General features: G+C 45.9%; 19 protein-coding genes. 12 read left to right on the top strand and 7 right to left on the bottom strand.

Annotation, left to right across the window (positions count from 1 at the left end; translation table 11 throughout):
- Window positions 1–23 precede the first annotated feature (23 nt).
- Entirely contained in the window at window positions 24–758 is a 735-nt protein-coding gene (locus QUB06_RS03765) for an ABC transporter ATP-binding protein (RefSeq protein WP_333434172.1), read from the top strand.
- 97 nt (window positions 759–855) lie between these two features.
- Here the strand turns inward: QUB06_RS03765 and QUB06_RS03760 are convergent, their stop codons facing one another.
- Window positions 856–1,860, bottom strand: a complete 1,005-nt coding sequence (locus QUB06_RS03760) for an ion transporter (RefSeq protein WP_333434171.1) — start codon at window positions 1,858–1,860, stop codon at window positions 856–858.
- Window positions 1,861–1,991: 131 nt separating this feature from the next.
- On the opposite strand from QUB06_RS03760, the gene QUB06_RS03755 reads away from it, so the two are divergent.
- Together QUB06_RS03755 and QUB06_RS03750 are read left to right on the top strand one after the other, a co-directional pair.
- The gene (locus QUB06_RS03755; RefSeq protein WP_333434170.1) at window positions 1,992–2,999 is read left to right on the top strand and encodes a 2-hydroxyacid dehydrogenase; all 1,008 of its coding nucleotides are present in this window, start codon (window positions 1,992–1,994) and stop codon (window positions 2,997–2,999) included.
- 196 nt (window positions 3,000–3,195) lie between these two features.
- Window positions 3,196–3,633: a CAAD domain-containing protein gene (locus tag QUB06_RS03750; protein ID WP_333434169.1), complete on the top strand. Its 438-nt coding sequence runs from the start codon at window positions 3,196–3,198 to the stop codon at window positions 3,631–3,633.
- 210 nt (window positions 3,634–3,843) lie between these two features.
- Here QUB06_RS03750 and aroA read toward each other — a convergent pair whose 3' ends face one another.
- Window positions 3,844–5,199 (bottom strand): 3-phosphoshikimate 1-carboxyvinyltransferase, encoded by a 1,356-nt coding sequence (gene aroA / locus QUB06_RS03745; protein WP_333434168.1) that lies wholly within the window; start codon window positions 5,197–5,199, stop codon window positions 3,844–3,846.
- Between the two features lie 427 nt (window positions 5,200–5,626).
- On the opposite strand from aroA, the gene QUB06_RS03740 reads away from it, so the two are divergent.
- Window positions 5,627–6,130: a hypothetical protein gene (locus tag QUB06_RS03740; RefSeq protein WP_333434167.1), complete on the top strand. Its 504-nt coding sequence runs from the start codon at window positions 5,627–5,629 to the stop codon at window positions 6,128–6,130.
- A gap of 118 nt (window positions 6,131–6,248) precedes the next feature.
- Here the strand turns inward: QUB06_RS03740 and QUB06_RS03735 are convergent, their stop codons facing one another.
- Entirely contained in the window at window positions 6,249–6,728 is a 480-nt protein-coding gene (locus QUB06_RS03735) for a hypothetical protein (RefSeq protein WP_333434166.1), read from the bottom strand.
- 280 nt (window positions 6,729–7,008) lie between these two features.
- On the opposite strand from QUB06_RS03735, the gene QUB06_RS03730 reads away from it, so the two are divergent.
- Together QUB06_RS03730 and QUB06_RS03725 are read left to right on the top strand one after the other, a co-directional pair.
- The gene (locus QUB06_RS03730; protein ID WP_333434165.1) at window positions 7,009–7,686 is read left to right on the top strand and encodes a hypothetical protein; all 678 of its coding nucleotides are present in this window, start codon (window positions 7,009–7,011) and stop codon (window positions 7,684–7,686) included.
- A gap of 74 nt (window positions 7,687–7,760) precedes the next feature.
- Window positions 7,761–8,858 (top strand): DNA methyltransferase, encoded by a 1,098-nt coding sequence (locus tag QUB06_RS03725; protein ID WP_333434164.1) that lies wholly within the window; start codon window positions 7,761–7,763, stop codon window positions 8,856–8,858.
- 11 nt (window positions 8,859–8,869) lie between these two features.
- On the opposite strand, the gene QUB06_RS03720 is transcribed toward QUB06_RS03725, so the two are convergent.
- The gene (locus QUB06_RS03720; RefSeq protein WP_333434163.1) at window positions 8,870–9,436 is read right to left on the bottom strand and encodes a hypothetical protein; all 567 of its coding nucleotides are present in this window, start codon (window positions 9,434–9,436) and stop codon (window positions 8,870–8,872) included.
- A 116-nt stretch (window positions 9,437–9,552) separates the two neighbouring features.
- Between QUB06_RS03720 and QUB06_RS03715 the strand changes: the two genes are divergently transcribed.
- Both QUB06_RS03715 and QUB06_RS03710 read left to right on the top strand, forming a co-directional pair.
- Complete coding sequence (locus QUB06_RS03715; protein ID WP_333142728.1) at window positions 9,553–9,852, top strand: putative quinol monooxygenase; 300 nt, start codon at window positions 9,553–9,555, stop codon at window positions 9,850–9,852.
- Between the two features lie 116 nt (window positions 9,853–9,968).
- Complete coding sequence (locus QUB06_RS03710) at window positions 9,969–10,778, top strand: MOSC domain-containing protein (protein ID WP_333434162.1); 810 nt, start codon at window positions 9,969–9,971, stop codon at window positions 10,776–10,778.
- Between the two features lie 139 nt (window positions 10,779–10,917).
- Here the strand turns inward: QUB06_RS03710 and QUB06_RS03705 are convergent, their stop codons facing one another.
- The 3 genes from QUB06_RS03705 to QUB06_RS03695 form a co-directional block, all read right to left on the bottom strand.
- Window positions 10,918–11,745, bottom strand: a complete 828-nt coding sequence (locus QUB06_RS03705; protein ID WP_333434161.1) for a Uma2 family endonuclease — start codon at window positions 11,743–11,745, stop codon at window positions 10,918–10,920.
- A 40-nt stretch (window positions 11,746–11,785) separates the two neighbouring features.
- Window positions 11,786–12,655 carry a calcium-binding protein gene (locus QUB06_RS03700; protein ID WP_333434160.1) on the bottom strand — a complete coding sequence of 290 codons (870 nt, stop codon included), beginning with the start codon at window positions 12,653–12,655 and terminating at the stop codon, window positions 11,786–11,788.
- A 75-nt stretch (window positions 12,656–12,730) separates the two neighbouring features.
- Window positions 12,731–14,404 (bottom strand): methyltransferase domain-containing protein, encoded by a 1,674-nt coding sequence (locus QUB06_RS03695; RefSeq protein ID WP_333434159.1) that lies wholly within the window; start codon window positions 14,402–14,404, stop codon window positions 12,731–12,733.
- Between the two features lie 369 nt (window positions 14,405–14,773).
- On the opposite strand from QUB06_RS03695, the gene QUB06_RS03690 reads away from it, so the two are divergent.
- From QUB06_RS03690 to QUB06_RS03675, 4 genes are all read left to right on the top strand, one after another.
- Complete coding sequence (locus QUB06_RS03690) at window positions 14,774–18,682, top strand: glycosyltransferase (protein WP_333434158.1); 3,909 nt, start codon at window positions 14,774–14,776, stop codon at window positions 18,680–18,682.
- Window positions 18,683–18,920: 238 nt separating this feature from the next.
- Complete coding sequence (locus QUB06_RS03685; protein ID WP_333100464.1) at window positions 18,921–19,670, top strand: peptidylprolyl isomerase; 750 nt, start codon at window positions 18,921–18,923, stop codon at window positions 19,668–19,670.
- Between the two features lie 132 nt (window positions 19,671–19,802).
- Window positions 19,803–22,814: a peptidase domain-containing ABC transporter gene (locus QUB06_RS03680; protein WP_333434157.1), complete on the top strand. Its 3,012-nt coding sequence runs from the start codon at window positions 19,803–19,805 to the stop codon at window positions 22,812–22,814.
- 52 nt (window positions 22,815–22,866) lie between these two features.
- Window positions 22,867–24,873 (top strand): chromosome partitioning protein ParA, encoded by a 2,007-nt coding sequence (locus QUB06_RS03675; protein ID WP_333434156.1) that lies wholly within the window; start codon window positions 22,867–22,869, stop codon window positions 24,871–24,873.
- Window positions 24,874–24,938: the final 65 nt, after the last annotated feature.

Here is a 24,938-nt window from a genome sequence, read left to right as displayed (position 1 = left end):
CCTAAAATAGAGGAAAATAAAACTTGAGTAGACTAAAATCCGTGCCAACAATCGAAGTAGAAAACTTAGTATTTGGCTATCCAGATCAAAAGCCAGTATTGCGGGGAATTTCTTTTAGTTTGCAACCGGGAGAAAGAGTTGCTCTACTCGGCCTGACAGGTGCTGGTAAAAGCACTTTGCTCGAAAACTTGATCGGATTAAAAATGCCTCAAGCGGGCGAGATTAGAGTGCAGGGAAAAAAGTTGGAAGAGGCGACTTTATCGCAGGCGCGCAGGCAGATTGGATTTTGCTTTCAAGATGCTAACGATCAGCTATTTATGCCCACTATTTTAGAGGATGTCATGTTCGGGCCGCGCAATTACGGAGTGCCGCCGGGACTTGCGCGCGATCGAGCTTTATCACTATTAGACGAATTTGGTTTAGTAGAATTTGCCAACCGTTCGGCCCACGAACTTTCAGGAGGCCAAAGAAGATTAGCAGCCTTGGCAGCAATTTTAGCACTAGAGCCGGCAATTTTGATCTTAGACGAGCCGACCAACGGACTAGATCCCTCGTGGCGGCGTCACTTGGCTAAGGTTTTGTCCCAATTGCCGATCGAGGTAATTTTGATCGCTTCTCATAATTTGAATTGGATCGGGAAAACGACTCAAAGGGCGTTAGTTTTGGCGGATGGTGAGATTAAAATTGACAGAAAAACCCAAGATTTGCTGGCAGATACATCCACTCTCGAATATTACAATTTGCCCCCAGATTGGTAATTAGCCATTGGTCATTAGTCATTACATAAAGCAGTGATAACTAACCACAAGCTATGGTAACGATTGGGTCGCAATTACAGGCAATATATATCTGTAATTAAAGCTCGAATTGGCGGACGGCTTCATTGTAGAGATGAATAGCTAAATCGCAAATAATTTGTTCATTTTGAAAATCACTTCCTAACTTCTGTTTCGCCGTTTGAACACACATTTTCATCAACTCAGAAGAACTTTCGATGTGAAGTGCGATCGCCATTTGCTTTTGTTCAAAAATTCCCTCCCTCTCCGCCAGCATTTCTACCGATTGATAATGTGCAGATGATCCTAAATTTTCAGGTGTTTTTTGTTGCTTTTTCCTTTGCAATTCCTCGGAAAAACCTGAAGAAATTATACCCGCAGGCAAAGCAAAAATTCCGATGCCCAAAAATGCTAATATTGAGCCTAAAAATCTGCCGATAGGAGTGATCGGATAAATATCGCCGTAACCGACCGTAGTTAGAGTCACTACTCCCCACCACATTGCATCGGGGATGCTGCCAAAAGATTTAGGCTGGGCTGATGATTCCACAAAATACATGAGACTAGATGCAAAAATTAATAAGATAAAAACGGCAAAAGCGGTAGCTAGTAATTCCTCTTTTTTAGCGTATAATACAGATCCCAAAGTTCGCACTGACTCAGAATAGCGGCTAATTTTTATCAAGCGTAATAAGCGCAAAATGCTAATTATATAAACAAAGCTTAAATTTGGAAATAACAACAACAAGTAAAAGGGTAAAATAGAAAAAAAGTCGATCATGCTCAGCGGTGTGAGAGCGTATTTAAGTCTTCCCAAAATCGGGTGGCTGTATTTGCGATCGACGGTACACACCCACATCCTCAAAACATATTCTAGTGTAAAGACCAAAGAGGAAATAATTTCGATATATTCAAAAAGTTGTTTGTATCCTAGGGAAAAGCTTGGGGAAGTGGAAGCAATAAAAGCTGTAAGGTTTAAAACTATTAAGGAAGGAATAATCAGATCATCTGCTAAGCTGTAGAAATTAGTGCTGTCTGAGACTTCTAAAATTTCATAGAGGAGTGTTTTGAGTTGTTTTCGCATCGGGTTCTCTCGTCGGTGATGGCAGATTAATGATTACTGGTTAGTCTAGCTTAATAAATTTAATAAAAAAGTAAGGTTTGGAGCTAAGCTGGGAAGAACTGCCAACTATTACTGGATTAGCAGGCAAAATCATGAAGGTAGCCGTATTTAATACCAAATCCTACGATCGCACTTTTCTGGAAGCAGCCAATGTCGGCGGTCAACACGAGTTGGTTTTTTTTGAACCGCATCTGACCGTGGAAACCAGCGTTTTGGCTGCTGGATTTCCGGCTGTTTGCGCGTTCGTGAACGACTGCTTGGACGCGAAAACGCTGCTTAGCATTGCCGAAAAAGGCGTCCGCTTGCTGGCCCTGAGATCCGCCGGATTCAATCACGTCGATTTAGCAGCAGCGAGGGATTTAGATCTAACTCTGCTGCGAGTTCCTGCTTATTCTCCCTACGCAGTCGCCGAACACGCAGTCGCTCTGATTTTGTCCCTCAACCGCAAAATCCATCGGGCCTACAACCGCGTCCGCGAAGGCAATTTCGCCTTAGATGGCTTGTTGGGTTTTGACCTCCACGGCAAAACGGTGGGAATCGTCGGAACAGGCAGAATTGGCGCAATTACTGCCCAAATTCTGCACGGATTCGGGTGTCGCCTGCTGGCATACGATGTTTACCAAAACCCAGATTGCCTCGCCCTAGGCATGGAATACGTCGCACTCCCGGAACTATTCGCCGCTTCTGATATTGTCAGCCTCCACTGTCCGCTGATACCGGAAACTTACCATTTAATCGGTGCAGAGGCGATCGAGCAAATGAAACCGGGAATGATGCTGATCAATACCAGCCGCGGTCAGTTGATTGACACTAAAGCTGTCACCAAAGCACTCAAGTCTGGTATAATTGGCTACCTCGGTTTAGATGTTTACGAACAAGAGACGGATCTGTTTTTTGAGGATTTGTCAAATCACGTCATTCAAGACGATGTTTTTCAACGTTTGCTGACTTTCCCCAACGTCCTGATTACCGGACATCAAGCTTTCTTCACCGAGGAAGCTTTGAAAAATATCGCCGAAACCACGATCGGCAACATCACCGACTTTGAACAAGGACGCCCTTGCCCGAATCAAATCGACCTCGCTCAAGTGAAAAAATGAGTCAAAAGAGCGATTTGGCAACGAAGGCAATTGTTTAAAATCAAGTCATATCGTTATTTTTGCTTGCAATTTGTGAAACTCTGCCTTAGTCTCATCAATTAGTCCCTGCAGCGCGGATGCTGTGCTAATTGCCGGAGAATTATACTGGCAGCAATTCACAGCCTGCAATTTTACCTGACAACGGAGGAAGTATTCAATGACACAAGCTAACTTTTCGGACGAGACACAAACAATCACTGAAGTCGTGACAGTAGATCTGGTGGAGGACAAACCGGGGGTCATGACTACAGTGACAACCACAGAAACAACGGCCAGCCAGTTCCAAGATATTAAAGACCAAGTTATTACAATTTTGTCGGAACTTCCAGCCTATCTCTCTAATTTTTTTGCTGACTACCAAAAGCCCCTCATAACTGTTGGTTTAATTCTGGCAGGCGGTATTAGTATTAAGGTAATGCTGGGAGTTTTAGGTGCTCTTAATGATGTCCCTTTGGTAGCTCCAGTTTTTGAGTTGATTGGCATGGGATATACGGGTTGGTTTGTTTACCGCTATCTGCTCAAGGCTTCCGATCGCCAAGAGTTGTTAACGGAAATTGATTCTTTAAAAGAACAAGTTGTAGGTAAAGATTCTTAGAGGAAGTCATTAGTCATTAGTCATTGGGCATTAGTCATTAGTCATTAGTCATGAGTCCTTGGTCATTAGTTAGTGGTTATTTGTTATTTGTAAGGCTATAGCCATAACCGATAACAACTAACCAGCAACCCATGCCCAATGCCCAATGCCCAATGCCCAATGCCCAATGCCCAATGCCCAATGCCCAATGCCAATGCCCAATGCCCAATCTTAATTTGGATGGCAAACTTGTTGCAAAGTGGCGGTAAAGTCGGGGTAGGAAATGGCAGCGGCTTCGGCCCGGTGAATGTTAGTAATACCTGTGGCGTTGAGGGCTGCGATCGCCAAACTCATGGCGATTCTGTGGTCGGTGTAGCTGTCAACATCCGCGCCGGTCAAAGGAGTTCCCCCGGTAATTTCTAAACCGTCGGGTAACTCGGAAATTTGGGCTCCCATGCGGTTGAGTTCTGCTGCAGTCACGGCCAGTCGATCGCTCTCTTTGACTCGCAACTCGGCCGCATCTCGAATTATTGTAGTACCCGACGCAAAGATCGCCGCTACTGCCAAAATCGGGATTTCGTCAATCAGTCGGGGAATTAAGTCGCCCGCAATGGTGCATCCCCGCAATTGGCCGGAACTGCGAACCAAAATATCCGCTACCGGTTCCCCAGCCGCCTCTCGCTGATTTTGCAGTTCAATATCGGCGCCCATCATTTCCAAAGCTTCCAAAATGCCTGTACGAGTTGGGTTGACGCCGACATTTTCGACTACGAGCTCCGAACCCGGGACGATCGCCCCAGCAACTAGCCAAAATGCCGCCGAACTAATATCCCCCGGTACAATCACATTCTGCCCTTGCAGTTGTGTCGGCCCAGTGACTGTCACGCTGCAAGTTTCTGGATCGACGCTCAATTGGGCTCCAAACGCTCGCAGCATCCGCTCGCTGTGATCCCGCGACAGAGCGGGTTCTGTGACTGTAGTTTCTCCGCTGGCCATCAAACCGGCGAGCAAAATGCAAGATTTAACTTGAGCCGAGGCGATCGGAGAATGGTAGTGAATCGGTTTTAACTGCTGTCCGAGTATCCCTAAAGGAGCTAAAGAATTGCTTTTTCGGCCCCAAATTTGCGCTCCCATTTGTTGCAGCGGTTTAATGACGCGCGACATGGGGCGCGATCGCAAAGAACTGTCACCCGTTACCGCAAAAAAACGCCCCGGATGAGAGGCTAAAATTCCCAACATCAGCCGCATCGTCGTGCCGGAATTACCCGCATCCAAGACTTCCACAGGCTCCTCTAACTCGCCAATTCCGACGCCCCGGACTGTCACCCGTTCCGCGTTGAGTTCAGAAACTTTGGCTCCCAAGAGCGAGAAACATTTAGCAGTGCTGCGGGGGTCTTCTCCTAGGAGTAGTCCCTCAATAGTAGTTTCACCTTGGGCGATCGCACCCAACATCAAAGCTCGGTGAGAAATCGACTTATCGCCGGGAACTCGAATCCTCCCCACCAGCGACAAGCCCGATGCCGGTTTTTGAATGCTTAAAGTTTGGCTTTTGTCAAGAAGCCTAGTAGTTATAATGTCAGCTTGCATTGAGATAAACTAGGATTAGATGGCGTTAGCTATCCTACCTTTTTCTCAGTCCTAAGTTAGTCGTCTTTTGTACGGCCTGCGGGTTTTTTCCCAATGTGTCCGGTTAACTTAAAGCCTGATTAAACTCGCCCGGAGACTCCGCTGTCAGTTCTCGATGACACGGGAGTGCGGACGCAACGGCACGGATTTCACATTAATTTCACAAATATTATCCGTGTATCTGCTTAGATTTCATCTCCTGCTCTCAGTTATCGACCCGATGATTGAAGTTTGACTGAACAATTTTAGATTTTCGATTGCGAGTTTTAGATTTTTCATTTTGTTAAGCAAAAGCTCCGGAATTTGGAACCCAGCCCATCTAAAATCTAAAGTCTCAAATCTCAAATCTCAAACCGCCCGATCCACCACAACTCCTAAACTTTTATTTATGCTGACCCATCACCGCAAGCCTGTAAGTTTATCGCTGGTATCCACAGATTTACCTTTGTGGTCAGTCGTTGAAACCGCTGCTACGGTTTATCAAAAAGACCGAGAGCGCTTTCACTTGTTGTTGCACGAACCAGCAATAATCGATCGCGAATTTTCCGAGGGTTCCAACGAATCTGCCGAGCAAGTTACAATCTTACCCCCAACTACAAAACCCCGGTTGCTCTGGCTAGAAGTTTCGCCCTATCGAGTCATTATGACGATGCAAGGAAACGGCAAATACAGTTACCGCCACTGCTGGGAACGAGGAATGTACGGCCTGAGCCGTTATTGGCTTCAGGGTGAATCGCTGGCGACTCCCGAACAGTTGCGACTCCGCAACTTCACTCGCAACTTGACGCTGACAGGAAAGCCGGAACCGGATCACTTGCAGTTAGAATACGAGTTGTGGTCAGAGAAAGTGCAACTCGGTCGCTATATTTTGAATCTAGAAATTCATCACTAAATTGGGTAATTGCAAAGGGGTAGATAGTAGGTGAAGGCGACGCATTCCTCAAATTCATTCACCCGCTGTGCGTTGTTGGGGTTTGCGTGGCCATCTCAAAATTCAAAACTCTTAGCCTTTAGCGATCGCCCTTACAATAATTAATCAGTTTGCTAGTCAAAGCGTCTTGATTTGCGGCTGCTTGATTCGCCTGCTGTCCGGCTCTAATAATATCTGCTTGAGCTGTTTGGATTTGCTCTCGACCTTCTATACTTGTAGAAGCGAGATTTGCAGCCTGAAGACTTTTGCTTATGTCGCCGAGTGCTTGACTAATTTCCTGGAAGGATTTAACCGATGGCTCCCGAATTTCTTTGAGGGTTGGATCTGTTATTCGCAGATCCTCAAGTTCATTCGCTATCCGGTTCAAATTTTTAGCTAAGTTGTCGGTCGTTGCAGGATCGTTGCTGTCTTTATCAACATCAATGAGAGCGTTGCCTTTGTTGACAAATTCAGTAAATTTAGTACACTGGACAGTTCGACTCTCGCTGCAACTAATCGTCAGCGTACAGCAAGCAACAACTATCAGCAGGATGGCAATCTGTTTGCGAAAAAAGTACATGAACCCTCGGTTGCAAAAAAAGTAGATTCTGGGATTTTATAGTAGAGTGCGTCACTCGATTTTCGATTTTCGATTTTCGATTTTCGATTTACTTGCGACATTGAATCAAAGGAGCTGGAACTTTGGTCTAAAATTAGGGATTGTCCACAAGGCGAGTGTACGCGGCACAGTATCCGTTTTTGGGTGTGTCAGCGGGCAGCTCGATATATCGACTGTCGAAAAACTTTCGCGGCCTTGAGACACGCTCTACTAAGCTAAACTACGTACCTGTTTAGGAACTATGGTCAAAAACAGCAATAACCTAAAGAAGGGAAGCATTTGGGGATATCTTACCCTGCTTTTGCCTATTTCCTTGACGGCGGTTGCCAGTTTCGAGTCGGGAAGGATGTTTTGGGCGATCGCCACCACAGCGGGCATTGCTTGGGCTTACAAGCTCTACCACCAGCAGCAAAAACACAAACTCGCTCATTTAGACTCGGTTTTCTACAAGTTGATCAAGGAAAATCAAGGGCGAGTTACGGCTTTGGATTTGGCGATGAATGCGAAACTCCCCGGAGAAAAGGTTCAAGAGTATCTCGACGAACGAGCCTCTGAGTTTGCCGCAGATTTTGAGGTGACGGAACAAGGCGGAATTTTGTATTATTTTCAAATAGCTCCAACTGTCAATCAAAGCGAAACAGCTAATGTGGCAATAGCTGTTCAAGAGCCTCCCACAAATCGGGAAAAAACACAAGAGAAAAAACCAAATTTATTCCCCATTGCTCAAACCAAGACTCCTCAAAAGCCCAAAATCTCTTTTACCCAGACGGAACTCTCTCGCAGGTTCAAAGTTCACGCAAGTACGATCGGCAAGTGGAAACTTAAGCCGGAGTTTGCTCAGTGGAGTCGCGAAAAAGACCCGGAGGATCTCGCCTGGGAATATTCTACAGAAAACAAGCGATTTTATCCCAAAGATTGAGGTATTGACTAATTGACTGGTTTGGGTTATCTTCAGTTAAAGTAGAACTTTTTTTGAAATTAAAGGCAAAGCAAATGCAGCAGCACCAGAACCGAGAACAGCTCCCGCTCGATCGGATATTTCTGGGAAATTGTCTGGAACTTCTGAGCAGCTTGCCAGATGAATGCGTTGATTTAGTAGTATCCTCTCCTCCCTACAATTTGGGCAAGGAATACGAAACCAAGCAAGCTCTCAATATTTATTTAGAAGAACAGAGAATTGTGCTGCAAGAGTGCAGCCGAATTCTCAAAAAATCAGGTTCGCTGTTCTGGCAAGTCGGTGCTTTCTCCGATCGGGGTATGCTAATTCCGCTGGATATTCGCTTCTTCCCAATTCTAGAATCCTGCGGGTTAATTCCTCGGAATCGAATTATCTGGGGGAGACAGCACGGTTTGCACGGCAGAAAGAAATTCTCATGCCGCCACGAGACAATTCTTTGGTTTACTAAATCCGATGAATATATATTTAACTTAGACGATATTAGAGTCCCGCAAAAGTATCAAAATAAAAAACATTACCGGGGATCTCGCAAAGGCGAACTTTCATGCAATCCTGACGGCAAAAACCCAGGCGACATTTGGATGTTCCGCAACGTCAAACACAACCACGAAGAACAAACTATACATCCCTGTCAATTTCCCGAAGACTTAATAGCTAGAATTGTCTTGACTACAACCGTGAAAGGTAATGTTGTTCTCGATCCTTATATGGGTTCGGGTACGGCGGCCGTTGTAGCTAAAAACTGCGATCGGCATTTTATCGGTGCAGAATTGGATCTAAAATATTATCAAGTTGCGCTGCGTCGTTTAAGCGGGGAACCGGACGAGCGCGGCTATTTCCCCAACTTAAAAACTCTGCGGGACTATGTAGAAAAAACCGGACAGGCAATAGAATCATTTCGGTTTGACGTACAAGTAGGTAAAAAACCAACAGAACGCAGCAAAGCAAAAATATATCCCGAAGAGTATCACTTAGAAGAAATGGAGAAACGCTTGCTCTATGAGGAAGCTGCTTTTGCTGCGGATATTCGGGGAAAAGCTCCACCAGTAGACCTCAAGCTAAATGGCAACGGTAAGAAAACGCTGAATTCTACTAAAATTGGAGAGCAATTAGAACTTGAGTTGTGGAGCTAGTATATCATTTTTCAAATAATCCGAATAGAACTGCGACTGCGGGGCGATCGTCCTGAAATTATTTGACATTCACGCTCTTCCTGAGTTACTATTGTCCTTGATGTTTGAGCGCTGTAAACAGTCAATTTTGCAGGTACTGTTGTATTCCTTTGCGTGAATAAACCAACTATTCTGAGCGGTACATTAAATAGATAGGCCGATAATACTGTTAACTGGTTCACAGCTTGCTCGTAGTAAAGGCTGCTATTAGCCGCAGGAAACATTTGTGATTTTGTAACTATAATAACAACCCTAACGGGCTGTCCTGTGAGAGGCGTGTTAGTGTTGAAAAACAATTGGGATCGCACGGTATTGTTTAATAGAAATGAATAGTGAGAAAACTGAACTTCTACAATCGCACCAGAAGAGCCAAAGTCAACATCTGTTCCCAAAAATCGATAGATCGGCGGAATCGGGATTCTCGCTTGCCATCCAAGTTTGAGCAACTCAGTTTTGATGTATTCATTTGTTGCTACAGGATCGAAAACTGCATTGCCCAGAAATCCAGCTTGAGCTGAAGCTTTTATGTGCAGTGGCATAGCAGCAAGTACGCTGCTGATTTGGTTCCATTCCGCGCTACAGTAGTTACTGATGACAGTGTTTGCTTCATTGAAATCCGTAAATTCAATTAAAATAGCAGAGCCTCCTTTTTCCTATGTCCAAAACAACCTTGCGAGTAGTCGCCCGCCTCGTCGCGTTTCCCGACAAAGTAGCAGAACTTAAATCTCTGCTGCTGAGCATTATAGAACCAACTCGTAAAGAAAAAGGCTGCATCAAATACGAACTCCTGCAAAATCAAGCCGATCCCACAGATTTTACCTATGTTGAAGAGTGGGAAAGTGCAGATTTGCTCGAACTACATCTCGGTTCAACTCACATTCAAGACGCCGTGCAGAAATTAGACGGTTTGGCCGTTGGGCCTCCAGATATCCGCCGCTATGAATTGCTAGCTTAATCGGGTTTTTATAGCAATTGGATTAATGTGTGTGAAATAGCTTCGACCCCGCTAGCCCCCCTTACTAAGGGGGGGGACAAGAGTTCAGTTGAAATGGAAGCGCAGCTAAAAAAATTATGACAGTAGCAACAATAAAACAGTTATTTATTTATCCAATTAAAGGGCTGACACCGCAAGAAATGTCGGAGTTTGCTTTAATAGCAGGACATGGAATTAAGGGCGATCGAGCTTTTGCCTTAATGTTTGCAGATAATCTTGAAGCTGCAAACATTAAGGCAGACAAGGTGCCTTGGATGAGCAAAAAAAATTTTGCAGTCCAAAACGATTGGCCTTTGTTAGCAGCTTTAGAATGTCATTATCAACCGGAAACGGCCGTTTTAACAGTTAAGCGTGAAGGAGTTGCAGTGTTATCCGCAGAAACAAACACAGCAGCGGGGCGCGATCGCATCGGCAGTTTTTTCACCGAATATTTGGCGGCAATTGAACCCACCAAAGAAGCGAGACACCCGCAGCTTGCACCTTTGCAATTAGTCGGCGACACCAGCGGCGAAACTCGTTATCCCGATCGAGAACCCGTACACATTTCTTTACTCAGTCAAGCCACATTAGACCAACTAACAGAAATTGCTGTTCAAAACATTGACGTGGGCCGATTTCGCCCGAACATTGTGCTAGAAGGTATGGCAGCTTGGTCAGAATTTGAGTTGATCGGAAAACAGTTTCAATTAGGCACGGCGCTCATAGAAGTTACAGCACGAATCGGTCGCTGTGTCAATATAGAAGTGAATCCAGAAACGGGCGATCGGGATATTTCCCTACTCAGTTTACTGCAAAAGGAATTCGGTCACGCACAAACAGGAGTTTTAGCCAAAATTATCAACAGCGGCACAGTTAAAATCGGCGATGTTTTGACTGCTGTAAAATAGTAGGACTTACGGGCGGGCAAGATGCCCACCCCACAAGAAAACTCATTATTTGTGGAACAGGCATCTTGCCTGTTCATCATAATGGTGCAAGATGTGAGATGCACCCTACAAGTCAATAGTCTCTTAATCAAAAGCAACATTAAGATTGTGAATGCTGCCTAACTTCCTCTACGGATAAACCGAGTGCTTCTGCCACTTGCTGTGTATTCAATCCCATTGCCAACAACCGAGGGATGGCATCCCGCCGCGCTTGGGCTTCTGCACTCAAAGCCTGCTCTGCTAAGGAAGCTCGTTCTGTACCTGTCAGCAGCAAATTGCCCTCGCTGTCCCACCACCGCAGCCACAGCATTGTCTGGTTTTGATAACTGCCTTCCCACAGTCCTAATTCTACGCCCATTGGCGCGATCGGATAATGAGCGCGATCGTTCGGAAGCAACTGCTGGTAAAACCCGTTGTTCAGATTGTAAACCTCCAGCCTGCCACTATTGATTTCATAGATGCCATAATACGGAATCCGCATGATCCGTTCATATACCCAAAACTTCCCAGGCCTTTGCGCCGCTCCAACTTCCGAGTACGATAGTGGGGTTGTGTCCCGCTCTTCTGAACCATCTCCCGATGCGAACTCCAAAGCAATCATCGGAGCCATGAATTCCCGCCACAGCACGTAAGAGCGACGAATCTGATTTCCTAGTGTTGGTGGCACGTTCGGCACGTAGAACCAATCAGGAGCTTCTGCTCCCTTTTCAAGCGGGTCTGTTTCTCGCCAGTAGATGCCACAGTCTTGCCCTATAGCATATTGCCCATCGGGATGAAGCCCTTGCAATACCGACCCGATAGAATCAGTCAAAATAATGCTCTGGGGATGCTCCTGAAAATTCTTCACAAAAGTGCCGTCTTCCTCTGGCAGTTGAGTGTGGTCGGGGAAAGGAGAGGGAAGGACAATCTTTTCGGTTGCCGGGGTCATGCTACCTCTCAAGTATTGCAGCTTACATGAATATCTTAACTCATCCTGCTTCCGGCACTCTCACCTTATTACCAATCAAGTTCAGAAAACTCGTGCCAAAATGTTGAATCTCCAAAAAATTAGCATAAGCAGGAGTTGACTTGTAAACTCTAAAAGTCCGCATAATTCCTAAAGTCGCCGCACTTTCCAGCGGGCCGATAAAGCTAGTATCCCTATCCAAAAAATGAGACTGCTTAGCCCAGTGTGCCATCTGTTCCGCATTCAAAAAATAGCACCCGGAATGAGGATTCAACGCCCGCTCAAAAGCGATTTTTTGTTCCATGATTTTTCCCGTTAACTGCCGCTGCTCCTCTACATTTTGAAACTGAGAAGTCGCTGAGTCTGCTAAATCACCATCAACATATGCTTTAAAAACCGCGCCTTTAGGCGCTATTTCATAGCGATTAGGTTGCAGCAAATTCCCATTTCCTCCGTGATGCGTAAACCACTTTAATTTACTAAAAAACCACGGATCATGCAGAACTAAATCATCTTCCAAATAACAAAAATAATCGTATTTGTTAAGACACGCTCGCAAAACTGCTTGACACTCAAACCCCAACAGCAGCGGTTCGCATTTGGTAGCGTGGTGCATAAAACATCTGGGCTGCACTGGCAGTTGAGGCAACAGATGATAACCTTGAGTAGTGCAAACAACAATGTCAATTTCGTGCTGTTGAGATTGATTTGCTGGGATAGTTGCACATTCGCTAATGTCAATCATGGACTGAGATTTGCCGTACAAAGCTTGCAGCGATGTCACGCAAGCGGTTAAAGCATTTAGTCGTGGTTGCGGATCATTTCGCTGGGAAGCGTGTTTCCCGTCGCCGCTGGGATTGTAAAAGTGAGCAATAGTGAATAGAATTCGCATTGGTGTGGAGTAACAATTAGAAATTAAACAATAAAACAGAACGATCGCACAATAACCCTATAAATCTTACCGCACTTAGTCACCAAATAACTCCGGCAGGCGATCGCGCAACTCAGCATTTAAACGTGGCAACTCGTCCCGCATCTGTAAGTACCAATCTCGCCGCTGCCGGTAGTGCCCGCACAGCAAGCGGTTGTCCCGCACCCATTCGTAAGCATTCGCGGCTATTTTCCGGCGCCGAGAAGTGTCAGAAATCAGGGAATTTAGTTTTGTTTCAAACTCTTTTTCATATCTATAAATCAATCCGGTTTCACCTTCGACAATCGAATGTTCGTACACGGTGGGACTTGCCAGCACCGCTACTCCCCGCGCTGCACATTCAATAAATTTTAAGTCGGATTTCATTTCGTTAACCGGGTTGGAAACGAGCGGCAGCAAAGCTATATCGCAACTGTACATAATTTCTTGATACCGTTCGTAACTGCAAAATGGTTCAAATTCTTTTTGCTGTATTTTTAATGAGTCAAAAAATTTTCGGTCGTGGATTACTTTAACTCGAATCCGGTGCTTGTGTGCGAGTAAAACTCGATTGAGTGCTGCCATAATCGGCTGCCAATCTTTTTCGCGGTTGAGCGCACCAAAAAAAATTGTGACTGTATCTTCTGTCGGATAAATTCGCGGCGGAGGTAGATAAGCTAATTGATTGGGAAATACAGTAACATTAGGATTGTAAGACCGCAAAATTTTTGCTAGCGGTTCCGTAGAAGTTTGAACGCAGTGACAGCCGCGATAGCTGAGGTAATTATTGTCGGCGTATTCGCGGCGGCGAATGGGGTTGTCGTCAATTTCAGCTACTATTAAATAGCCTTGTTTAAGCAGTTCTTTGAGTTGGGGAATATAGCCTGGATATTGCATGATTGTCCGCTGCCAGATGAAGACTTTTTCTTCTCCCAGCAGCGGCGGAATTAATTCTGCTGTTTTCACGCCGGATACGGTGCGGACACCGGGAATTGTAGCGCTAAATTTGTCCGGTTCCAAAACTCGCACGCGATCGCACCCTGTAGGAGCCATAATGATAGTCTGAATCAGCAGTCTGCGCGCAGGTACGGTCGAGTTGGTCGATCGCACGATATAATATTCAGCACCGGTTTCCGTAGCAAAACTGCTCGATGTTAGCTCTAAAGCCTTTACCATAGGATGCAGTAATTCCTGAAAGTGGACAAAATTTTCGGTTTTGTGTCCCTTCCCTTGGAATTCGTAAACCTGCAATCCGGCTTGAGCAAATAGTGATTTAATACTTTCTAGGGTAAACCAGTGCTGCATCTTGTTGTCGGGATTTTCCCACTGTCCCCGCAACAGATTGACAATCCGCCGCCAGTATTGAACATTAGGGATTCTGGCGAGAATTTGCCCCTCTGGATTCAGCAAAGCACTGTACTGCTTGAGGACTTCCCAAGGGTTTTTGAGATAGGGTAGCAAGTCACCAAAAACCAAACAATCGACGGTTCCTGGGGCGATGTCGAGACTTTCGAGAGCAATTTCTTCAATATCGGCTACCGTCACCCAGTTTAGCCGATCGACTGCAATTTTAGCTTTTTCTCGATCGCATTCAATGCCAATATACTGACAATGGGGATTGATCAGCTTGTACTCTTGGCCCATCGCACCCGTACCGCAACCAATTTCAACAATGACTTTAGCATCCGGCGGGAGCAGCTTCAAGAGGTCGTGGTTGACGCGATCGATCACTTTCTCTAAAATTCCTGATTAGTTTATCGTAAAATAAAACAGAGCCACCCATGCCGACAGACAACCAGCCGAAGGTTAGCATTGCGATGCCAGTATACAATGGCGATCGGCACATTTGTCAAGCACCAAATTTTCTGTTGCCAACTCTTTCTCTTCCCTCTCTTCTCTTCCTCTGCGTTCTCTGCGCCCTCTGCGGTTCATTTAATCTTATTCACCGATCCTACAAGGATTGCTATATCTTAGCAAATATTGAGCAAGATTATAATTTATTATCAACCCATACCCTCATTTAGCGCGATTGAGGAACTCCATTAATTCTGCTTTCCCCCCAAAAATTAACACCACAATTTACTGAATACATTATAAACTATGAACCAAAATCTAGGAATGAACATCGCCGGCTACATTAACGGCGAATTTGGCATAGGAGAAGGTGTCCGAGCAAATATTAGGGCTGCAGAAGCCGCCGGGATTCCCTTCGCCCTAAACAATTTTACCCGCAGTCCTCACCGCAAGAAAGACACCACCTATCAAAATTTTAGCCAAGATAATCCCTATCCCGTAAACTTAATTCAAGTCAACGCCGATGAAGTTGCAACCTTTATCAAACATACAGGTTCCACCTATTTTGACAAAAAATACAACATCGGCTTTTGGGCTTGGGAACTTCCCGCATTTCCCCCAGAATGGCAGCCAGCATTTAATCACTTTCAGGAAATATGGACTTACAGCAACTATTGCGCCGAGGCAATTTCCGCAGTAGCGCCAATTCCCGTTATCAAAATCATGCCCAGTATTGCTCTCCCCGCACCTTCCCTGAACAGAGAAGCACTGAATTTACCGAAAAATAAATTTATTTTCTTGTTTGCCTTCGACTTTTCTAGCCGCATTGAGCGCAAAAATACTTTAGCGACAATTCAAGCATTTCAACAAGCTTTTGGCGAAGATGACAGCCTCTTGTTGGTTATCAAATCTTCTAATTCAAACAAATTCCCAGAGGCTCAAGCATCCTTAAACTCAGCCATAAAAAATAATTCCAATATCAAACATCTAGACGGGTATTTTTCCAAAAATAAACTTAATGGTTTGCTCTACAATTGCGACTGTTATGTATCCCTGCACCGCTGCGAAGGATTTGGCTTAACAATGGCTGAAGCCATGTTTTACGGCAAACCCGTAATTGCCACAGGCTATTCATCAAATACAGAATTTATGAATGTGGGCAATAGCTATTTAGTCAAGTATAAGTTAATCCCAATTGAGAAAGATTGCGGTCCTTACAAAAAAGGCAATGTTTGGGCCCAAGCGGATGTGGAACACGCTGCTGATTTAATGCGGTTCGTCTTTAACAATTACCGGGAAGCTCAACAAATAGGAGCGATAGCTGCTGAGGAAATTAAGACTTTACTCAACCCGCAAGTTACAGGGAATAAAATTAGAAAACGTCTCGAATATATTGCCGAGATTACCGATAAGTTTCAAAGCATACCTCTGCCAGGAACAGCAAAAGCGAAGTCTGCCAAACTTAGGGATAACTTGCCACCATCACAGCAACAAAGTCCATCAAAAGCAGAACTGGTAAACGGACAGCCGAAGGTTAGCATCTGCATTCCGACATACAACGGAGAAGCATTTATTGGGGAAGCAATTCAAAGTGCTTTGGCTCAAACATACCCTAACATAGAACTGATTATATCCGACGATGGCTCCACAGACCGCACAATTGCGATCGCCCAATCATTCCAATCACAAACCTCAGTCGATTTCCGGATCATACTGCACCGCAACTACGGCTTATCACAAAACTGGAATTTTTGCATCTCTCAAGCAAAAGGTCAATACATTAAATTTCTCTTTCAAGACGACTTGCTCGCACCAGAATGTATTGAAAAAATGGTCGCGCTCGCCCAACAAAATCCAGAAATAGGTATGGTTTTCTCCCCGCGCGGCATCACCATAGCTGAAAATGAATCTAACCCGATTTTGCGGAAAGCTTCCCAATCAATTAAAGATTTGCATAAAAGTTGGTCGAATTTAAAATCTATTCAGCCCGGAAAAGAATTACTGGCAGATACTAACTGCTTGAACAACCCCATAAACAAAATTGGCGAACCGAGTACCGTCTTAATTGCTGCGCGAGTTTTTGCAGAAATAGGATTATTTGATTCGGGATTATCTCAGTATGTAGACTTAGATATGTGGTGGCGAATCATGGGGAACTATCACATCGGATTTGTAGATGAAAAACTGTCCTCACTGCGGATTCATCCCGAACAACAAACTTGGAAAAACTTCGCGGCTGGGGAAAATCATAAAGATGTAGTCAGATTTTACAAAAAACTACTAAATAGTCCTGATTACAGTTTCTTGAATCAACAAATCAAACAGACAATTCGCCAAAAGTTGGCATTGAGAACCCAGCCGAGTTTATCTGAATTGTCAGCACTGCTTGAGCAATACAATAAATTGCCATCAAAACAGCCTATTCTCGCGCAACTGCGCCAATACCGCCAACAGCTAGCGGAATATTGGCTGAATTTGCCAGCGCAAAAATTAGAAACGGCTTACTCGCAAGACGCGGGAAAAGCTCATAAATTGCTACTAGATAGCACGCTCAAAAATGAAAGTTTAACCGAGTCAGAACAAAGTTTGATCCAGCAGTTATCCTCGAAACTTGCTGAAGGAGGGGAAATTGCCGAGAAGATGCAATATCTCCTCGCAGCGATGCTGTACCGCGACGCTTATCAGTTGCCACTTGAGTATAAAAATGCAGCGATTCCCCAGTGGTTTTTTGACGACTTTTTGAAATTTATATTTCAGTCTCCCGGTTATTTTAAACAAAACTGGGAAGTAGAAAGGTACTCTGAATATTTCCAGCAGTTAATCAAGTACGTCGCTGCTAATATCGCCAGTTTTCCCGATTCAGAAGTTTGGCGTTATTTGGCGGCTTGTATTGCGAAAAATGTTAGTTTCCAAGCTTTGTATTTGAGCGAGGCAAATCTGCTCAATATATTGATTCAGCGAGCTGATATTCTGGAATTTTATGTGAAAAATATCGGTTCTCAAATAGAATGGAATTTTCCTCAAATAGAACCTGAAATAAATAAAATTCGAGTTGGCTTTTTGCTTGATAAAATTAGTGATCAATCCGAGACTCGTGCTGCCATTTCGAGTTTTGAATATTTAGACAGAAGCAAATTTGAAATTATTGTGTACTATTTCCAGGTACAAGACGAGCGACTGGGGAAATATTGCGAAAATTGCGCCGACAAACTGGTGCAACTGTCAGAAGATTTGCCAAATCAAGTTCGAGAAATGCGATCGCACGATTTAGATATTCTGCTAATCTGCACCAATACTAGCGACACTTCTCAACCAAGCGCGCTGCTGTGCCTGCACCGACTAGCGCGGGTGCAAATAGCTACCGCTGCATCAACCCCCGCAACCACGGGCGCCCGAAATATCGATTATTTCATTGCCGGAGATTTGACATTGCCCCCAGGTGCAGCAGCAGAGTATCGCGAAAAATTAATTAGTTTAGAAGGTTCGGGAGTTTGTTTAAGCTATACTGTAGGATCAGCACCTGGCAGAGTTGAACCGACTCGCAGGAGTTGGGGAGCTACAGACGAATCTGTAGTGTTCATGTCCGGCGCTCCAGCTTTGACAATTATCCCAGAATTGAGAGAAACTTGGGCAAAAATTATTGCTGCCGTACCGAATTCTATTTTAGTTTTGTATCCCTTTAGTTCCCGCTCAGAAAACTATCCGACGGTGCCTTTTTACAACCAAATTCGATCGCTCTTTGCCGAATTTGGTATTGACAAAAAGCGCTTAGTTGTGATTAAAGCGCTGCCATCTCGCGCAGATTGCATAAAATGTCTGGAATTGGCTGATATATATTTAGACTCCTATCCATACAGCAGTGCCTGCTATGCGGCAGAACCGCTGTTGACAGGGTTGCCTGTAGTGGTAAGAAAAGGGCAAACAACTCGATCGCGACAATCAGCCGCCGTGCTCGAAGAACTGCTACTTCCGGAACTGGTAGCAAACAGCGAGAACTCTTATTTAGAGCTGAGCATAGCACTGGGAACGAACCCAGAACTGCGCCAGCACTACCGCGAGCGAATTCAGCAAAAAATGGCGGCAAACCCCAAATATCTCGACAGTCGCGCTTGCTCGACCCAACTCGGAACACTCTTGGAAAGACTATTCCGAGAGTGCAGGAAGAAGGAAGTTCAGCAACGAAGCAGTGTACGGGATTTAACGGATGGATGTTGAGGGAAGAAGGAAGAGGGCAGAAGTAAAGATTTTCCCACTCTCGCACTCTCGCATCCCGCTACCATTATGAGACCCGCGGGGAACCCCTCGCTAGGCAGAGCGTCAAGAAATAGACAGCAATAGCGCTAGCCCACTGACGGTCTGCTATCATCGGGGAATCGAGGGGTTAGTGGTTGTCGCTCTTTTCCTGCCACAGCTAAATTAAAAGGGGAAGCGCAAGTCAGTTGGAGATAAAAAAATGACAGGACTTTTTCAAATAGGCGATAAATTACTGCAAGCTCAGGATATGCCATCGCTCCTGAAGCGGTACCAGTTAATGCCGCAATTCTTGCGGGGTGTAATAGTAGACCAAGCGATCGCATCCTTTAGTTGCAGCGACGAAGAACGCAAATCCGCCGTGGAGAACTTTCTGGCACAACACCAACTGACAGCCCCCGAAGCCAAAGAAGCTTGGCTGCGCGGCCAAAACATGACGGAAGAAGAACTTCAAGAGATGGCCGTTAGGCCCTTGCTGATCGAAAAATTTAAGCAAGCCACTTGGAGACCTAAAGTAGATAATTATTTTTTAACCCGCAAAGCCAGCCTAGACCACGTAGTCTATTCCCTGGTACGCACCAAAAATCCAGCACTGGCAAACGAACTTTACTTTCGCATCCTGGAAGGGGAACAAACCTTTGCCGAAGTGGCCCGCGACTATTCCGAAGGGCCCGAGTCCAAGTCAGGCGGCTTGTTGGGCCCAGTACCCCTCTCGCAGCCCCACCCGGCAATCAGCAAACTTTTGTCCGTCAGCCAGCCAAATCAACTCTGGACGCCGCGTCCTCTGGCAGAATGGATGGTAATTATTCGACTAGAAAAGTTCATGCCGGCCCAGCTCGATGAATCGATGCGGCTGCACTTGATTAACGAACTCTTTGAAAGCTGGCTCGCCGAACAGATATCGCAAATAGGCCCGCTACAGCCCCTCTCCTCCGTGTCTTCAATTTCATGACAATCAAGCAATTTGGTCAGGGGCCCCCGGATTTATCCGTGGAGACTTGAAAAAGCGTAGCATCCTGACAAAAACCCCCTGGATTCATCTGTGGATTCAATCTAAAATCTAAAATCTAAAATCTAAAATTGGATGACTTCTTCCGCTGTTTCCCTCTCCCAAATTCAGGATTTCCTAGCTCAAACACCTCCCTTTGACCGACTGTCAGAGACGGCTTTGACAGCCTTGGTGGCTAAATGCCAACTCCTTGGCTACCGGACGGGGCAACCCCTGTTTGAGCGGGAAAAAATGCCGACTCAGGTGGCAATTATCTATCAAGGCCAGGCCCGGCTGCTGGGCTTTGACCAGCGCTCGCAGCGCCACGTAAGTTTGCGCTTGGTGCAGTCGAAGGAAATCCTGGGCTGGGCTGGCTTGCTCAGGGGGGTTCCCTGCGAAACGGCGATCGCCTCTACAGATGTGATCGCGATCGTCCTACCTGCCGAAGATTTCCTGAGCGTACTGGAAAAACAGCCGACATTTGGAGAAGCCTTTCGCGAACACTGTTCCTTGAGCGAAGTATTTGAACTGTTGAGCCTGGAATTGCAGCGCCAAGCCGACGGCACTTCCAATCTCAAGGAACTCACCCTGCAAGCTTGGCAAGACGCGGCAGTTGTCAACGTACCAAACGGCAACAAAAAAACTCAAGACATCGCCAAAGAACTAGATCCCGATCGAGTGTGGCTTGTCAGCAGCGGCGTCTTGGGCGACTTTCCCACCGGCAGCCGCTTCTCTGTGGAAAACGCAGCCAAATCCTTAAAAGTAGAAGGCCGCCTCGGCGCGCGATTGGTAGGCTTCCGGGAACCCCCAGAACCTCAACCCGAAACAGAGTCAGATAATGGCACGACAGACACAGGAGGCTTGGGGCGGAATCCGCCCGGCGGAACATCGATCGCGGTTGTAGACGCCCCAGACCGTCCCCCAGAACCCAAAACCGACCCCCAAACAAGGGATGCGGCGAGATACCCAGTTTTCCGCGGCAAAGGGCAGATTGACGCCCCGCTAGCTTGCTTCCAAATGTTGAGCAAGTATTTCGGCCTCAAATTTCGCCGAGATATCATCCGCAAAGTTCTAGAAAATCAGTTAAAAACTGCCGGTTCTATCAGTATGCAAGCCTGCGGGGCGATCGCCCAAAGCATCGGCCTCACGCCCCAATTGGCGCAAGTCCCAGCAGAAGCCATCAACCGCATCAAAGCGCCCGTAATGATTAAATGGGAAACCAGCTTTGCCATTATTTACAGCATTACCGAGCAAGAATTAGTGCTGGCGACACCCGAAAAAGGGTTAATGCGGAAGCGGATACCTCAGTTTAAAGAAATCTGGGGAGAATCAGGAGAAGTCCTGCTGCTGCAAGCTCCGCAAGTCGAACAAAAAGAGCAGTTCAGCTTCTGGTGGTTTGTGCCGGCGCTGATGGAACACAAGACAGTGTTTTTTGAGGTATTGCTCGCTTCGTTTTTTGTACAGTTATTTGGTCTTGCCAACCCATTAATCAGCCAAGTAATTATTGATAAAGTCTTAGGTCAGCGCAGCATTGATACCTTGGATATTTTAGGGGCATTTCTGTTAGGTGTCGCCCTGTTTGAAGGACTGCTCAACGGTTTGCGTACCTTTTTGTTTATAGATACCTCAAACCGCATCGATGTCAAATTGAGTGCGGAGGTAATCGACCACTTGCTCCGGCTGCCCCAGAATTACTTTGACAACCGGCGCGTCGGAGATCTGGTTTACAAATTCAGCATGATGGGCCAGATTCGAGAATTCATGACGAGTACAGCTCTGACAGTGGTTCTCGATGCAGTATTTTCGGTGGTTTACGTCGCCGTTATGCTCTCCTACAGCGTGAAGCTAACGTTTGTATCTTTGGCAGTGGTACCGATACTGGGGCTGATGATTGTTCTAATCAATCCGCTGGTGCTGCGCCTGATCAAACAGAGAAATATGCGTTTTGCTGACGCTCAATCTTATTTAGTGGAAGTAGTCAGCGGGATTCAAACTGTTAAGGCTCAAAATATTGAATTGAAATCCCGTTGGGAGTGGTCGAGTCGCTACGCAAAATACATTACAGCCAGTTTTAAAACAATTATCACGGGGACTACGGCCGGTACGATTAGCAGCTTTTTAAACCAGGTGGGTAACTTAGCTCAGTTGTGGGTGGGAGCTTATTTGGTACTGGGAAATGAGATTACTTTGGGTCAGTTGATTGCTTTCCGAATTATTTCCGGGAACGTGACTGGTTCGCTGCTGCGTTTTGTGAGCGTGTGGCAGAGTTTCCAAGAAGTCTCGATGTCGATCGATATGCTTAAGGATGTGGTCGATCATCCGACGGAAACCAGCGAAGAAGACCGGAGCAATATCCCGCTGCCGGCAATTCAAGGGCAGGTTACCTATGAGGAGGTTTCCTTCCGATTTCTCGAAAGCGGGCCACTGCAATTGGCTAATGTTAATTTGGAATTTCCCGCTGGCAGTTTTGTGGGAATTGTGGGTGGAAGCGGTTCCGGTAAAAGTACGGCGATGAAGCTGTTGCAGCGTCTTTATCCGCCGCTGTCGGGCCGGATTTTTATTGATGGGTACGACATTTCTAAGGTGGAACTGTACTCGCTCCGCAGCCAACTTGGGGTAGTGCTGCAAGATACTTTGCTGTTTAACTGTACTGTTCAGGAAAATATTGCTCTGAGCAATCCCGATGCGAGTACGGATGAGATTGTGCGAGCTGCGAAATTAGCGGTAGCTCACGATTTTATTATGGGCTTGCCTGCTGGCTACAATACGGTGGTGGGAGAACGGGGTGCCTCGCTTTCTGGGGGTCAAAGGCAGCGTTTGGCGATCGCCCGCACGATTTTGCAAAACCCGAAACTGCTGATTTTGGACGAAGCTACAAGCGCCCTCGACTACCATTCCGAACGCCAAGTTTGCAATAACTTAGCAGAAGCTTTTGCCGGCCGCACGGTGTTTTTCATTACTCACCGCCTGACTACAATCCAAAACGCCGACATAATTATTATGATGGATCAAGGTTCTGTAGTCGAGCGCGGAACTCATAAAGAATTAATGGCTCTTAAAGGGCGTTACTACTGCCTCTTCCAACAACAAGAGTCATCGAATACCTGATATCTAACAACTCACAACTGATCGCTAACGCTTAACAACTGAGAACTAACAAATGGCTATGAAATCGTTAATACTTTCTGAGCAACCAGTCATTCTCGAAAAACCAGCAATTTGGTCGCACTTGTTTTTGTGGATGATCATGCTGATGACCACTTCTGCTGTAGTTTGGGCTTATTTTGCTAGCGTAGAGCAAGCTGTCCCCGCTGTCGGCCAATTGGAGTTCAAAGATGGTGCTAGAGACATCCAAGCACCTGCTACGGGCGCTGTGGTGAGACTTCACGTTGAAAATGGCGATCGCGTCGAAAAGAACCAGCCTCTGCTCACTTTCAACCCCCTTGCACCCAGTGCCGATTTAACATCGATACAGAAAACTAAAGAAGCTCTGGAAAAGGAAAATAAATTTTACGAAGATGTTGTCAACGGCAAAATTCAAGGCGCTGTTCCTTCTAACCTAGAATCAACAATCAAGGACAGACAGAGCCTCACGGCACAAAATCAAGTGCTGCAAGCTTTGATTGACGAGCTGTACCTCAACAGGGGAGCCAGCGGAAATTTTGATGCTGCTCAGCAAGGACTTTATGTTAATTATCGATCGGAATTTCTGTCTCGCGTAGCCGCAGCCCAAGGGCAAGTTCAGGAGTTGGAAAAACAACTGAAGCAAGCTCAGGATGCTGAGAAAGCCGCCGGCGATCAAATGACAGTGGCACAGCAACAATTGGGTTTTGCCCAGAACCAATTAAATTATGCTCAGCAGCAGTTAAGTTCTTCGCAAGAGCAAGTAAAATCAGCCCTGGCTCAGAGAGATTTGGCCCAAGAACAGTTAGCGAAATCCCAACAAGTATTGAAGTCGAATCAAAACATTCTAGGCAGACTCGCCCCCCTGGTGGAGGAAGGAGCCATCGCTGAACTGCAAAAAGAACGTCAAGAGCAAGATGTTTTCAGAGGCCAAAGCGACGTTCTCAAACAGCAAGATCAAATCAAGCAGCGCGAAGGTGAAATCAACTCTCGCAAAGGCGAAATTAACACGCGCCTCGGTGAAATCAATACGCGCCGAGGCGAAATTAACGCGCGTCAAGGTGACATCCAAAAAATTAGTGCTGACATACAGCGCCAGCAAGGAGAGCAAGCGCGCATTCAGGAGTCCATCGCCCGCGCCCAAGAACAGTTAAAAAACACCAAGGATTCCTGGGCAAAAGAACTTTACAGCAAAATAGCTGAAAACCAGAAACAAATTGCCAGCAGCGATTCTCAGCTAAGCCGCTTCAAAGTGGAAAACCTGAAAAAGCTGTCCGAGGTGAACGCTCAGCTAGAAAAGGCTCAACAAAACCGCGACACTCAAGTGATGAAGGCTCCGGTATCGGGGGTAATCTTTGATTTGAAGCCTTCTACGAAGGAAAAAGCTGAGTTGGATATGGCGAAAGATCCGATATGCCAATCCATTATTAATACGGTGGTGAAACCGGGCGAACCGCGCCCAGCACGCTGCGAAGAAGCTTATTACGAAGCGCAGCAAACTGAAAAGCTGCTCAAAGTTTTGGATGACGACAACGGTCTGCAAGCAGTGGTTTACCTGGAAAACAGCAATGTGGCTCTGGTATTGGATGCTTTGAGACAGAAGCGGGCAAAATTGGAGCAGTATCACGGCAAGCAATTAGATGGAGAAAAGATTGACTGCGAAACAGGTAAAAGTTGCGTTTGTCCAGAGAAGGAAGTTAACAGAGAGAAACTGGGTTTGACGAAATACCAATGCGTGCCTGTGGAAGTGAATGTTGAAGCTTTCCCGGCGCTGGAGTTTGGTACTGCTGAGGGTGAAGTGATAGAGATTAGCAGCGATGCTGAGCCTCCTACGGAACTGCGGAAATACTACGCTTTCAAAACCAAAATTAAGCTCAAGAATCAGAAGTTTGTTTTGAACAAGGGCAAGGCCAATCAAGTTGAGGTTAACTTGCAGTCTGGAATGTCCGTGAGTTCTAATATCAATATCGGCAAGCGGAGTGTTTTGCAGATGTTTATCAACCGATTTACTGGGAAAATGGATACGTTCAAGACTATTAAGTAATTCGGTTAACCGAATTGAACGCGAGGCTTTTAGGCTGTTCGGAAACCCGGTTTCTTCAAGAAACC

This window comes from Microcoleus sp. D2_18a_D3, from assembly GCF_036702455.1.
GTDB lineage: Bacteria > Cyanobacteriota > Cyanobacteriia > Cyanobacteriales > Microcoleaceae > Microcoleus.
The sequence above is the reverse complement of the archived record's forward strand: the minus strand, read 5'-3'. Positions and strand labels throughout refer to the sequence as shown.

Excerpts from the sequence above, each read along its gene's own strand:
- QUB06_RS03685 (WP_333100464.1), top strand. The coding sequence starts at position 18,921 with ATGACAGGACTTTTTCAAATAGGCGATAAATTACTGCAAGCTCAGGAT.
- QUB06_RS03730 (WP_333434165.1), top strand. The coding sequence starts at position 7,009 with ATGGTCAAAAACAGCAATAACCTAAAGAAGGGAAGCATTTGGGGATAT.
- QUB06_RS03700 (WP_333434160.1), bottom strand. The coding sequence starts at position 12,655 with ATGCGAATTCTATTCACTATTGCTCACTTTTACAATCCCAGCGGCGAC.
- QUB06_RS03760 (WP_333434171.1), bottom strand. The coding sequence starts at position 1,860 with ATGCGAAAACAACTCAAAACACTCCTCTATGAAATTTTAGAAGTCTCA.
- QUB06_RS03710 (WP_333434162.1), top strand. The coding sequence starts at position 9,969 with ATGACAGTAGCAACAATAAAACAGTTATTTATTTATCCAATTAAAGGG.
- QUB06_RS03680 (WP_333434157.1), top strand. The coding sequence starts at position 19,803 with ATGACTTCTTCCGCTGTTTCCCTCTCCCAAATTCAGGATTTCCTAGCT.
- QUB06_RS03720 (WP_333434163.1), bottom strand. The coding sequence starts at position 9,436 with ATGCCACTGCACATAAAAGCTTCAGCTCAAGCTGGATTTCTGGGCAAT.
- QUB06_RS03755 (WP_333434170.1), top strand. The coding sequence starts at position 1,992 with ATGAAGGTAGCCGTATTTAATACCAAATCCTACGATCGCACTTTTCTG.
- aroA (WP_333434168.1), bottom strand. The coding sequence starts at position 5,199 with ATGCAAGCTGACATTATAACTACTAGGCTTCTTGACAAAAGCCAAACT.
- QUB06_RS03735 (WP_333434166.1), bottom strand. The coding sequence starts at position 6,728 with ATGTACTTTTTTCGCAAACAGATTGCCATCCTGCTGATAGTTGTTGCT.
- QUB06_RS03750 (WP_333434169.1), top strand. The coding sequence starts at position 3,196 with ATGACACAAGCTAACTTTTCGGACGAGACACAAACAATCACTGAAGTC.
- QUB06_RS03675 (WP_333434156.1), top strand. The coding sequence starts at position 22,867 with ATGGCTATGAAATCGTTAATACTTTCTGAGCAACCAGTCATTCTCGAA.
- QUB06_RS03705 (WP_333434161.1), bottom strand. The coding sequence starts at position 11,745 with ATGACCCCGGCAACCGAAAAGATTGTCCTTCCCTCTCCTTTCCCCGAC.
- QUB06_RS03690 (WP_333434158.1), top strand. The coding sequence starts at position 14,774 with ATGAACCAAAATCTAGGAATGAACATCGCCGGCTACATTAACGGCGAA.
- QUB06_RS03725 (WP_333434164.1), top strand. The coding sequence starts at position 7,761 with ATGCAGCAGCACCAGAACCGAGAACAGCTCCCGCTCGATCGGATATTT.
- QUB06_RS03740 (WP_333434167.1), top strand. The coding sequence starts at position 5,627 with ATGCTGACCCATCACCGCAAGCCTGTAAGTTTATCGCTGGTATCCACA.
- QUB06_RS03715 (WP_333142728.1), top strand. The coding sequence starts at position 9,553 with ATGTCCAAAACAACCTTGCGAGTAGTCGCCCGCCTCGTCGCGTTTCCC.